The organism is Streptomyces sp. IBSBF 3136 (assembly GCF_036815105.1).
GTDB lineage: Bacteria > Actinomycetota > Actinomycetes > Streptomycetales > Streptomycetaceae > Streptomyces.
The window spans coordinates 1-11,511 of record NZ_JAJSZC010000242.1 but is presented as its reverse complement, the minus strand read 5'-3'; the positions used below and the strand labels follow the sequence as shown (position 1 = coordinate 11,511).

Below are 11,511 nucleotides of genomic sequence, written 5' to 3'. Positions count from 1 at the left end.
GGGGGGGGGGGGGGGGGGGGGGGGGGGGGGGGGGGGGGGGGGGGGGGGGGCCCCCGCCGGGGCCCCCGCGGCCAGGGCTCGCGAGTTCCAGTGCCCCAGCCCGTGAGGACTTACGGCCTTGAGGACATACGGCCTTCAGGGCTTCAGGGCTTCAGGGCTTCAGCTTCACCGTGATCCCCACCGTGCCGTCCAGGCCGCGCCGCAGCCGGCTGCCCAGCAAGGTGAGCCGGCCGACGATGCCGTACTTGCGGGCGATGAGGGTGCGGTAGCGGGCGGTGGTCGCCGCGTCGGCGATCTCGGCGGTCGCCGGGACCTGCCTACCGGTGGGACGGCCGCGCACGTCGCAGGGGCCGACGAGGACGTCGGCCCGCCGGCGGATGCGCTTGACCTTCCAGCTCCCGGTGGTCGTCCACACCCCGAGGGCGTCCCCGTCGGGGACCACCCACACCGGGGTCGCGACGGGGGTGCCGTCCTTGCGGTAGCTGGTGACCAGCAGGTACTTGCCGGAGCCGAGGCGGTCCCGCAGCGTGTCGTCCATGCCCGGCAGTCTAGGAGCCCGGGTGCCGGACGGGACCGCTCAGGTGCCGTCAGGTGCCGTCAGGTGCCGTCAGGTGCCGTCAGGTGCCGTCCACGGCCCGGACCGCCGCCGCCATGCGCCGTACCGCCTCCGTGAGGATCTCCGGCGAGGTCGCCAGGTTCAGGCGCGCGTGCCCGGCGCCGCCGGTGCCGAACGGCAGGCCGGAGCTGAGGGCGACCCGGCCGCGGTCCAGGAACGTCCGGGCGGGGTCTTCGCCGAGGCCGAGCGCGCGGCAGTCGAGCCAGGCCAGGAAGGTGGCCTCGGCGGGACAGGCCCGGACCGCGGGCAGGTGCTCGGCGAGCAGGGCGGTGAGCAGCCGCCGGTTGGCGGCCAGTGCCGTCAGCAGGGCGTCCAGCCAGCCGGTGCCGTCGGTCAGGGCCGCCGTGTGCGCGATGACGCCGAGATGGCTGGGCCCGTGGCTGACCTCCTCCGGCAGCCACGCGAGGTCATCGGCGGCCGCCGGGCCGGCCAGGGCGAGCGCGGCCTTGAGCCCGGCCAGGTTCCAGCCCTTGGACGCGGACATGAGCGACAGGCCGCGCTCGGCGCCGGGCACGCTCAGGTACGGCACGAAGGCGACCCCGGGCGCGGCGAGCGGGGCGTGGATCTCGTCCGCGACGACCCGGACGCCGTACCGTTCGGCCGCTTCGGCCACGGCGGCCAGTTCGCCGGCGGTGTGCACGGTGCCGCTGGGGTTGTGCGGGCTGCACAGCAGGAAGGCGGCCCGGCCGCCGCCGGCGGTGGTGGTGCGGAACGTGTCCGTCAGCAGATCGAGGTCGAGGCGCAGGCCCGGGCCGAGCGGGACCTCCACCACGCGGCGGTCCATGTGGGTGACGAACTGGTAGAACGGCGGGTACACCGGCGGGTTCACGATCACCGGGTCCCCGGGCCCGGTCACCAGTCTGATCATCTCGACCACGCCGAGCATCACGTCCGGGACGATCGCGGTGCGTTCCACGGCGATCCCGTCCCAGTTCCAGCGCTTGGCGGCGAACCCGGCCAGCGCCTCGGCGTACCCGGTGCCCGCCGGGTAGCCGGTGTCGCCGAGAGCGAGCGCTTCGGTGAGGGCGCGGGTGACCGCCCCGGCGAGCGGTACGTCCATCTCGGCGACCCACAGCGGCAGCACGTCCTCGGGGTAGGTGCGCCACTTCATGCTCGTACGACGTCGCAGGCTCTCGAGGCCGAGGGTGCGCAGCGGATCCGGTTCGCCGGGTGTGTCGTGCGGGATGCTGGTCATGAGGCTCAAGATAGGGGGCTTGGGTGTGACCGGAAACGGGACGGGCCTGACGAACGGGGTGGCACGGGGCCGGGTGCTGGAGGTCGCCTGCGACGAGTCGGGCTCGGACGGCGAGAACCTGACCGGCGGGAACACGGACGTGTTCGCCCACGCGAGCGTGGCACTCCCGGTCGACCGGGCCGAGGAGTGCGTCCGGGAGATCCGGCACCGGATCCGGTCGCCCGCGCAGGAGTACAAGGCCAACCACCTGTTGCGGGAGAAGCACCGTGCGGTGCTGGAGTGGCTGCTGGAGGACGGCGGGCCGGTGCACGGCCGTGCGCATGTCCATCTGACGGAGAAGTCGTTCCTCGTGGTGGACCGGGTGGTCGAGCTGCTGCTCGGTGACGCGGCCGGGGCCCGCGCGCTGTTCGGGCGGGGCCCGGGGACCTTCGGGCCGGACGGGTGGCGGGAGTTCCTGGAGGCCGCCAACCGGCTGCTGCGGTTCCGGAGCACCGGGGAGCCGCCCGCGGAGACCTTCCTGCGGACCGCGGCGGAGCTGGGCCGGGCGCACGCGGGCACGGAGGCGGGCCGCACGCTGCTGCGGCTGGCCGGAGCCAGGGCGGAGGCACGGGCCTACCGGGCCCGACTGGCCGAGGAGCAGCCACTCATCCCGGTGCTCAATCCGCTGCTGCCCGCGATCGTGCGGACGGCCGGGCACTGGAGCGCGGGCGGCCGTCCGGTGCGGCTGGTGCACGACCGGCAGAACATGCTCACCGAGCGGCGTATCGCCTGGATCGAGGAGCGGGCCCGGGAGGAGGGCATCGGCCTCGCCGGTGTGCGACTGGTCCACTCGCGGCTGGACGCGAGGGTGCAGATCGCCGACTTCCTCGCCGGGATCGCCCGCAGGATCGCGTCCGACGAACTGGGCGGCCGCGGCGACCCCGGACTCACCGCGCGGCTGCGCCCGTTCGTGGGCGGCCGGTCGGTGTGGGGCGACGCGGGCAGCTGGTCGCGGATCGGCCCCGGGGCGGAAAACGGGGGACGCTCGGCGCCGGTCAACTCGGGCGTCTAGATTGCGTCTTGAACGGCGCACCCCTTCACCAGGCAACCAGGAGCTGACCCACGTGACCGACAACCCCGCAGCCACCAACGACGTGGCCGTCTCGCTGCGCGCCCGCATCAACACCGGACAGCCGCACACGGCCCGGATCTGGAACTACTGGCTCGGCGGCAAGGACAACTACGAGGTCGACCGCGCGGCCGGCGACCAGATCCGCCAACTGCACCCGGGCATCGGGGAGTACGCGCGCGCGGACCGGCTTTTCCTGGGCCGGGCGGTGCGGCACCTCGTGGGTGACCTGGGCATCCGTCAGTTCCTCGACATCGGCACCGGGCTGCCCACCGCGGACAACACGCACGAGGTCGCCCAGCGCATCGCGCCGGAGACGAGGATCGTGTACGTCGACAACGACCCGCTCGTCCTCGCGCACGCCCGGGCGCTCCTCACCAGCACGCCTGAGGGCCGTACCGACTACCTGGACGAGGACCTGCGCAACGTCGACGCGATCCTGGAACACGCCTCGAAGACCCTGGACTTCAGCGAGCCGGTGGCGCTGATGCTGCTCGGCGTGGTCATCTTCATCGGCGACGAGGAGGACCCGTACGGCCTGGTACGGCAGTTGACGAACCGGCTGCCGTCCGGCAGCCACCTGGTGCTGTCGCACACGGTGACCAGCCCGTCGATGCCGGACGTGGACGAGGCGGTCAAGTTCTGGAACGAGCACGGCACGCCGAAGCTGACCCAGCGCACCCCCGAGGACGTGACCCGGTTCTTCGACGGCCTCGAACTGCTGGAGCCGGGCGTGGTGTCCTGCTCGCGCTGGCGCCCGGAGGGCGGCGACGGGACGGAGCCGGAGGAGGTCGCCATGTTCGGCGGGGTGGCGCGCAAGAACTGACGGCGCGCGGGAGCCGGTACCGCCGGGCCCGCCGGGGCCCGGAAGGTCGAGAAGACCGCCGCCACAGGTGAACGCCGCCGAGCCGGGCCGCGTACTCATGGACGGGCGCTCGACGACCGGAGGGCCCCGTGGTGCCGTCCGGGCACCGCGCGTCCGGGGTTCGGGAGCCAGGCATGAGGCACGCACGACGACGGGTCGTGAGGCGAGTGACACGGCTGGCGGCGGTGGGCGGACTCCTGGCGGGAGGCGTGATGGTCGCGCAGGCGGCCATGGCGAGCGAGACTCCCCCGGCGTCCGCCAGGCCGTTCAACGCGTCCGGCACGGCCGCGGACCCCGGCGCCGCGCTGGTGGCGCGGCTCGGCACGGCACGGACGGCGGGCAACTGGATCGGGGCCGACGGGCGGCCGGTCGTCGCGGTGACCGACGCCTCGGCGGCCCGCGCGGTCCGGCAGGCGGGGGCCGAGGCGAAGCTCGTGCCGCACAGCATGAACGAGCTCAAATCGGCCACCTCCAACCTGCGTTCGGCACCCCGGGTGGCGGGCACCGCCTGGTCGGTGGACTACCGCACCAACCGGGTGGTGGTGCTGGCCGACCGCACCGTGTCGGCGGCCGACTGGTCCCGGATGAACCGGGTCGCCTCGGGGATCGGCGCCTTCGTGCACATGGAGCGCATGAAGGGCGCCTTCACGCCCCGGCTGAACGGGGCCCAGCCGATCCTGTCGACGGGCGGCCGCTGTTCGGCGGGGTTCAACGTCACCGACGGGCGCAGCGACTTCATCCTGACCGCCGGCCACTGCGGTCCCTCCGGATCGATCTGGTTCGCCGACAACCAGGGCAACCAGCAACTGGGCCGTACGGTCAGCAGCACCTTCCCCGGCAACGACTTCTCGCTCGTGCAGTACAACTCCGGCAAGGCGGGTGAGGGCGCCGACGTGGTCGCCCTCGGCGGCGGCAAGGGGGTGCGGATCACCGGGGCGGCCGACCCGTCGGTGGGGCAGCGGGTGTTCCGCAGCGGCAGCACCAGTGGGCTGCACGACGGCCAGGTGACCGGGCTGAACGCGACCGTGAACTATCCCGAGGGCACCGTCACCGGGCTCATCCAGACCGATGTGTGCGCGGAACCGGGCGACAGCGGCGGACCGCTGTTCTCCGAGGGCGTCGCACTGGGTGTCACGTCCGGCGGCAGCGGCGACTGCACCGCGGGCGGTACGACGTTCTTCCAGCCGGTGACCAAGGCGATGGCGGCGCTGAACGTGCGGCTCCTCGTGGCGGCCGGCAGCGCGGGCGGTGCGCAGAAGGCCGCGCCGTCCGCCCCGGCGGCTCAGGGCGCGGCGGCGCCGAGCGCGGCCTCGCCCGGTTCCGCGGCGCCGGTGACGGGCACCACGGAGGGGCAGACGCTGCTGGCGCGACTCACGGACACCCGAACCGTCGGTCCGGGGCTGCTGGTCATCGCGGGCAGTCTGATCGCGCTCGTCGCGACCCGGTACATCAGGGCCGAGCAGGACCGCAGGGCGTACCAGCGGTACTACTCGGCGACGTGGGGCTGAGGGGGCGGGGAGCCGTCCGGCTCCCGGAGGTGTACGAGAAGGGCACCCGTGCGGTGACGGGTGCCCGGAGGGATCGGGGCGGTGGTCCGCCGGCCGGTTCAGGCCGCCCGGTGCGGCTCCGGGGCCGCAGCGGCCCACTCCATCACGAGGCGCTGGTACTCCGCGCGCTGCTCGGTGGTAAGTGTCCCGCCCGACCGGCGCCACAGGGCCCTGATCTCCTCGTTGACCTCCGCGGCCGATCGCTCGGAGACGGTTGCAACATAGGTGGACATGCTGTGAAGCATATGCCGGTCGACGTGAAGACCGTGTGAGCAAGTACCCCTGATACGGACATATCGGACCGTGTTGCTCATCACGTCAACGCGTCACGACATCAACACGGCCGACCTGCGCGGCGGTTCGGCCGGTTGCCGTGACGCCCGGGGCCCGAAAGATCCGCCCTCGGGGCCCCGGGGCCCGGACGCCCGCCGGCTCAGGTGCCCGGCTTGCGGCCGTACACGAAGACGTCGTCGCCCGTCTTCAGCAGCGACCAGTACTTCTTGGCGGTGGTCGTGGTCATGTTGACGCAGCCGTGCGACCCCGGCGGGTTCCACATGCTGAGGTTCACCGAGTGGAAGGCCTGGCCGCCGTCGAAGAACTGGCTGTAGGGCATCGGCACGTCGTAGATGTTCGAGACGTGGTCGATGTCACGCCAGTAGATCTTCTTCAGGCCGGTCCGGGTCTCGTAGCCGTCACGGCCGGTGCGCACGGGCACGGGCCCGTAGACGAGCCTGCTGCCGTCCTGGATCCAGCTGAGCTGGAGCGTGAGGTTCACACAGGCGATGCGGCCCTTGTTCACCGGGCACTTGCCGTCCTTGTTGGGGTTGTTCCCCACGGCCTTCTGCTTGTTCATCAGGTCCATCACGCCCCAGGTGACGGAACCGGCGTAGCCGATGGCGGGCGTGATGCCGTGCTTGTTCTGGAAGGCCTGGATGGCCTTGCAGTCGCCCGCGGACTGCTTGCCGTCGACCGTGCGGCCGAGGAACTTCTCCACCTGCTTCTGGTACGGCCCGGCCTGTGTGGTGCAGCTCGCGGCCTGGGCCGGCGCCGCGGTGGCGGCGAGTGTGAGCGGCGCCACCAGCCCGGCCAGGCCCAGCGCGACGGCACCTCGTCTGCGTATGTCCCCCATGTCGATCTCGTCCCCTCGTCCCCTTCGTCCCCAGGGCCTCCCCCGGGCGGTTCTCTTCGCGATTCCCGCGGCTTCCGCCTACTAGACCTGCCGGCGGGTCCGACGGTTGTGGTTCCGGCCAGGCTGTGACGAAACGGTGAACTGCGCCGGGGACCGGGACCACGGACGTCCCTCGCGCACCAGCTCCTCGCGCATCAGGTCCTCGCGCATCAGGTCCTACAGTTGCCGCAGCGCCGCGCGGAACCCGGTGTGGACGGCGGTGAGCCCGCCGTCGACCACCAGGGTGGTGCCGGTGACCCAGGCGGCGTCGCGTGAGGCGAGGAAGGCCACCGCGGCCGCGATGTCGTCCGGTTCGCCGACCCGGCCGAGGGGGTAGAGGCCGCGGACGGCGGCGAGCTCGTCGTCGCGTCCCTCCCAGGCCGAGGTACGGACGGTGCCCGGCACCACGAGATTGACCCGGACCCCGCGGGCGGCGGCGTGCCCGGCGAGGGTGCGGGTGAGGGAGCCGAGCCCGGCCTTGGCGGCGCTGTAGGCGTGGTTGCCGAAGTCCTGCAGCCCGTTGACGGAGCCGATGCCCACGATGGCACCGCGCCCGGAGGCGGCCAGATGGGGCAGGGCGGCGCGGCAGCAGCGGTAGGCGCCGGTGAGGGTGACGTCGAGGTCGCGGGTCCATGCCTCGTCGGGGTCGTCCTCGAAGAGCGGCACGTCCGGGCTGCAATGGGCGGCGCAGTTGACCAGCACGTCGAGCGAGCCGAAGGCGGCCACCGCGCGGGCGACGGCCGATTCGACGGACTCCCGGTCGGCGACGTCGCAGGCGCACGCCTCGGCGGTGTGGCCGAGGCGGCGCAGCGCGGCCGCCGTCCGCTCCGCCTCCGCCGCGTCCCGGTCGGCCAGGAGCACCCGCCCGCCCTCCTCGGCGAGCCGCCGCGCGGTCGCCGCCCCGATGCCCCGGGCCGCGCCCGTGACGAGAATCCCGTGTCCTGCGAAGCGTTCGAGATCGGTCATGGGGCGACGGTAGGGCCACGACGATCTTTACGACAGGGTCGGTACACCCGCGTCACGGCCGCGCCCGGCGCCGCCTCAGCGGTATCCGGTGACGTCCGCCGGCTTGCCCGCGTCCCGCACCTCGACCAGGTACCGCCAGGCGTCGGGCCGGCTGCCGTCGAGGTCGGTGAAGCCGTACTCGCGGGCGAGGCCCCCGCTGGACAGTGAGCGGCCGTTGAAGCGGGCCACACCGGGGTCCGCGGCGAGCGCCGCGACGGCGCGGCCGACGAAGCGCGGGGTCTCGGAGACGGCGAAGTGCGGCTCGCGGTCCAGGGCGTCGCGCCAGTTGTCCTCGCGGACACCGAACGCGTCCAGCATGATCTCCGAGCGCATCCAGCCGGGGGTGAGCGCGACCGCGGTGGCGCCGCGCGGGCCGAGTTCGTGCCCCAGCGCGAAGGCCATGCGCAGCACTGCGGTCTTGGCGAGGTCGTAGAAGAGGTTCACCCGGTAGGTGTCGCGGTTGTAGGCGGCGGTGCCGTCCGTGACCTCCACGACCAGGCCGCCGGGCCGGCGCAGCAGCAGCGGCAGCGCGAAGTGGCTGGTGACGGCGTGTGTCTCGACGGCGAGCCGGAGCAGCCGGAGCCCGTTGTCGAGGTCGTGCTCCCAGACCGGTGTGTCCCACTCGAACAGTTTCTCGCCGCCCCAGATGTCGTTGACCAGGACGTCCAGGCGGCCCTGCTCGTCCGCGATGCGGTCCACCAGGTCCCGTACCGCGGACTTCTCCAGGTGGTCGACGGGGACGGCGATGCCGTGCCCACCGGCCGCCGTGACGAGGTCGGCGGTGTCCTCGACGGTCTCGGGGCGGTCGTACTCGGAGCGGCGGGCGCGGGTGCTGCGCCCGGTGACGTAGACGGTGGCGCCGGCGGCGCCGAGTTCCACGGCGATGCCCCGTCCGGCGCCCCGGGTCGCCCCCGCGACCAGCGCCACCTTGCCCTGCGACGACCCCGGCATGTCCGGCCTCCCGTACGGTGCGACTGCTGTCGCGCCTCACTCTTCCCGGGAAGCCGGACACCTTCTGTCGTGTTTCCTGTCGCGTTCCACCGGCGCGTTCCACCGGCGCGGTTCAGTGGCGCGGTTCAGTGGCCGCGCGCGATCCACTCGTCCAGGTGCGGAGCCTCGTCCCCGATGGTCGTGGAGTCGCCGTGTCCGGTCAGCACCTTGGTCTCCGGCGGGAGGGCGAGGAGCCGGTCACGGATGGAGCCGATGATCGTCGGGAAGTGGGAGAACGAGCGTCCGGTGGCTCCGGGGCCGCCCCGGAAGAGGGTGTCGCCGGTGAAGACGGTGCCCAGCCCGGGGTCGTACAGGCAGACGGCGCCCGGTGCGTGGCCGGGTGTGTGCAGGACGGTCAGGTCGGCTCCCGCCGCCTCGATGACCTGGCCGTCGGCGAGGTGCCGGTCGGGTTCGCGGTCGGGATGGGTGAGCCTCCACAGCGGCAGGTCGTCCGGGTGGAGCCAGATGGTGGCTCCGGTGAGGTCGGCGAGCGCGGGAGCGGCGTCGATGTGGTCGTTGTGGGCGTGGGTGCACACGATGGCGATCAGCCGCCGGTCGTCCACGGCGCGGGCGATGGCCTCGGCGTCGTGGGCGGCGTCGATGACGATCACCTCACGTTCGTCGCCGACGATCCACACGTTGTTCTCGACGTCCCAGGTGCCGCCGTCGAGGGTGAACTGCCCTGAGGTGACGAGGCGTTCGATCCGGACGGTCATCAGAGCACCACCACCGAGCGCAGCACGTCGCCGTGGTGCATCCGCTCGAACGCCTGCTCCACCTCGTCGAGCTGGATGGTCTCGGTGACGAACGCGTCCAGCGGCAGCCGGCCCTGCAGGTGCAGGTCGACGAGCATGGGGAAGTCCCGGGAGGGCAGGCAGTCGCCGTACCAGCTCGACTTGAGCGCGCCGCCGCGGCCGAAGACGTCCAGCAGGGGCAGTTCGAGCTTCATCTCGGGGGTGGGGACGCCGACGAGGACGACGGTGCCGGCCAGGTCGCGGGCGTAGAACGCCTGCTTGTAGGTCTCGGGACGGCCGACCGCCTCGATGACCACGTCGGCGCCGAAGCCGCCGGTGAGCTCGCGGATCGCCTCGACCGGGTCGGTGTCCTTGGAGTTGACCGTGTGGGTGGCGCCCAGCGCACGCGCCTTCTCCAGCTTGCGGTCGTCGATGTCGACGGCGATGATCCGCCCCGCGCCGGCGAGCAGGGACCCGGCGATCGCGGCGTCCCCGACGCCGCCGCAGCCGATGACGGCGACGGAGTCGCCGCGTGTGACCTGGCCGGTGTTGATGGCGGCGCCGATCCCGGCCATGACACCGCAGCCGAGCAGCCCGGCGACGGCCGGGGAGACGGCCGGGTCGACCTTGGTGCACTGGCCGGCCGCGACGAGCGTCTTCTCGGCGAAGGCGCCGATGCCGAGCGCCGCGGAGAGCTCCTGCCCGGTCGACGCGAGCGTCATCTTCTGCTCGGCGTTGTGGGTGTTGAAGCAGTACCAGGGGCGGCCGCGCCGACAGGCGCGGCACTGGCCGCACACGGCACGCCAGTTGAGGACGACGAAGTCACCGGGGGCGACGTCGGTGACCCCCTCACCGACCGACTCCACGATTCCGGCGGCCTCGTGGCCGAGCAGGAAGGGGAAGTCGTCGGAGATGCCGCCCTGCTTGTAGTGCAGGTCGGTGTGGCAGACACCGCAGGCCTGGATCCGGACGACGGCTTCGCCGGGTCCCGGGTCCGGGACCACGATCGTCTCGACCCGTACGGGCTCGTCCTTCCCCGGTGCGATCACGCCGCGTACTTGCTGCGCCATGGCCTGGCCCCTTTTCCTCGATGATCCTTCGGAACCGACCCTACGTGTGCGGCGGCCCGAGGAGCCCACTCGCTCACCGCCATGTCGCTCCGTGCCGGGCGAGCGGCGGTCGTGCCGGTGGCGGCGCGCCCGGCCCGGCGGAGAGAGCGGGTGCCGGCCGGGGCGCCTCCTCGGTCTGCGGGTGGCTCAGGTCGCGACGGCGGGCAGCAGGCCGGTCACGGGGGCGGCGAGGTCGGTGACCTGGTGCAGCTCGTTCAGCCGGTTCAGCTCGCTGACCTGGTTGAGCCGGCGCAGCTGCTCGGAGACCCGGGGCATCCGGGCCTGCTCCTGGGCGGGGAGGTCACCGGCGGCGAGCGTGTCCACCACGGTCATCGGGTTGATCTGCCCGGTGTGCGGTGCGCTCGCCTCGGCCGCGCCGGCCAGCGGGGCGGCGAGGCCGGTGAACCCGACGGCCAGACCGACGGCGGCGACGATACGTCGTGTTGAGATCATGCCCTCAGCAACGGCCGTGGCCCCCGGCCGGACACGGCCGCCGGGCGGGGCTCACTCGTGAGGCGGAGCGGGGGGCCTCAGCTTGCCGTGGCCGCCGGGGCGGAGGAGTCTCGGAGGTGGGGCCCGTGCGGTCCGCTCCCCGCAGGACCGCGGGCGCCCGAAGGAGGTCACCATGGGCACCGCGACAGGCTCCGCCTTCGACACCGAGAAATTGCGCCGGGCCGTGGAGGGCACCACCGGCAACTCCCTGCTGGCCCTCTACGCGGACGACGCGGAGATCCGCATCGTCGACCGCAACTCCCAGCCGAGCCACCCCAAGGTCCTGCACGGCCGGGGGCAGATAGCCGAGATGCTGGACGACATCTACAGCCGCGACATGACACACCGGCTGGAACGGTGCGTCGTGCAGGGCGACCACGCCGCGTTCACCGAGACCTGCCAGTACGGCGACGGCACCCGGGTTCTCGCCGAGTCGATGATCTCCCTGCGGGACGGGAAGATCGCCGAACAGATTCTGATCCAGGCCTGGGACGAGTAGGCAGAAGGGTCGCGAGGGTCCAGGTCACCTCCGGGCCGACCTGGACCTTCGCGGCCCGCGCCACGCTGGGACGGGCGCGTGCGGCACGCTCTCGGCTCTCGGAACCGGTCTCCGTGGCGGCTCTGCGCGCGTCCGCCGTCCTGCTCCGGCCGGCACCGCGGCAGCGCGCCCCGACCCCCGCCC

General features: G+C 73.0%; 13 protein-coding genes. 4 read left to right on the top strand and 9 right to left on the bottom strand.

Annotation, left to right across the window (positions count from 1 at the left end):
* Positions 1 to 151: 151 nt before the first annotated feature.
* Positions 152 to 538, bottom strand: a complete 387-nt coding sequence (locus V7E45_RS34205) for a PPOX class F420-dependent oxidoreductase (protein ID WP_333778137.1) — start codon at positions 536 to 538, stop codon at positions 152 to 154.
* 79 nt (positions 539 to 617) lie between these two features.
* The gene (locus V7E45_RS34200) at positions 618 to 1,811 is read right to left on the bottom strand and encodes a MalY/PatB family protein (RefSeq protein ID WP_333778136.1); all 1,194 of its coding nucleotides are present in this window, start codon (positions 1,809 to 1,811) and stop codon (positions 618 to 620) included.
* Between the two features lie 25 nt (positions 1,812 to 1,836).
* Between V7E45_RS34200 and V7E45_RS34195 the strand changes: the two genes are divergently transcribed.
* The 3 genes from V7E45_RS34195 (at position 1,837) to V7E45_RS34185 (ending at position 5,292) form a co-directional block, all read left to right on the top strand.
* Positions 1,837 to 2,862 carry a DUF3800 domain-containing protein gene (locus V7E45_RS34195; RefSeq protein ID WP_333778138.1) on the top strand — a complete coding sequence of 342 codons (1,026 nt, stop codon included), beginning with the start codon at positions 1,837 to 1,839 and terminating at the stop codon, positions 2,860 to 2,862.
* A 52-nt stretch (positions 2,863 to 2,914) separates the two neighbouring features.
* Complete coding sequence (locus V7E45_RS34190) at positions 2,915 to 3,745, top strand: SAM-dependent methyltransferase (RefSeq protein ID WP_333778135.1); 831 nt, start codon at positions 2,915 to 2,917, stop codon at positions 3,743 to 3,745.
* Between the two features lie 173 nt (positions 3,746 to 3,918).
* Positions 3,919 to 5,292, top strand: a complete 1,374-nt coding sequence (locus V7E45_RS34185; protein WP_333778134.1) for a S1 family peptidase — start codon at positions 3,919 to 3,921, stop codon at positions 5,290 to 5,292.
* Between the two features lie 98 nt (positions 5,293 to 5,390).
* Here V7E45_RS34185 and V7E45_RS34180 read toward each other — a convergent pair whose 3' ends face one another.
* From V7E45_RS34180 to V7E45_RS34150, 7 genes are all read right to left on the bottom strand, one after another.
* Positions 5,391 to 5,576, bottom strand: a complete 186-nt coding sequence (locus V7E45_RS34180; protein WP_333778133.1) for a hypothetical protein — start codon at positions 5,574 to 5,576, stop codon at positions 5,391 to 5,393.
* 188 nt (positions 5,577 to 5,764) lie between these two features.
* Positions 5,765 to 6,460: a L,D-transpeptidase gene (locus tag V7E45_RS34175; RefSeq protein WP_333778132.1), complete on the bottom strand. Its 696-nt coding sequence runs from the start codon at positions 6,458 to 6,460 to the stop codon at positions 5,765 to 5,767.
* Positions 6,461 to 6,676: 216 nt separating this feature from the next.
* On the bottom strand, positions 6,677 to 7,465 hold the full coding sequence (locus tag V7E45_RS34170; RefSeq protein ID WP_333778131.1) for an SDR family NAD(P)-dependent oxidoreductase: 789 nt from the start codon (positions 7,463 to 7,465) through the stop codon (positions 6,677 to 6,679).
* Between the two features lie 75 nt (positions 7,466 to 7,540).
* Positions 7,541 to 8,455 (bottom strand): SDR family oxidoreductase, encoded by a 915-nt coding sequence (locus tag V7E45_RS34165; RefSeq protein ID WP_333778130.1) that lies wholly within the window; start codon positions 8,453 to 8,455, stop codon positions 7,541 to 7,543.
* A 125-nt stretch (positions 8,456 to 8,580) separates the two neighbouring features.
* Complete coding sequence (locus V7E45_RS34160; RefSeq protein ID WP_333778129.1) at positions 8,581 to 9,210, bottom strand: MBL fold metallo-hydrolase; 630 nt, start codon at positions 9,208 to 9,210, stop codon at positions 8,581 to 8,583.
* Positions 9,210 to 10,298: an S-(hydroxymethyl)mycothiol dehydrogenase gene (locus V7E45_RS34155; protein ID WP_333778128.1), complete on the bottom strand. Its 1,089-nt coding sequence runs from the start codon at positions 10,296 to 10,298 to the stop codon at positions 9,210 to 9,212. The genes V7E45_RS34160 and V7E45_RS34155 overlap by 1 nt, the downstream gene beginning before the upstream one ends.
* A 186-nt stretch (positions 10,299 to 10,484) precedes the next feature.
* Positions 10,485 to 10,790, bottom strand: coding sequence for a hypothetical protein (locus V7E45_RS34150; protein WP_333778127.1), 306 nt, complete (start codon positions 10,788 to 10,790; stop codon positions 10,485 to 10,487).
* A gap of 172 nt (positions 10,791 to 10,962) precedes the next feature.
* Between V7E45_RS34150 and V7E45_RS34145 the strand changes: the two genes are divergently transcribed.
* On the top strand, positions 10,963 to 11,328 hold the full coding sequence (locus tag V7E45_RS34145; protein WP_333778126.1) for a nuclear transport factor 2 family protein: 366 nt from the start codon (positions 10,963 to 10,965) through the stop codon (positions 11,326 to 11,328).
* Positions 11,329 to 11,511 lie beyond the last annotated feature (183 nt).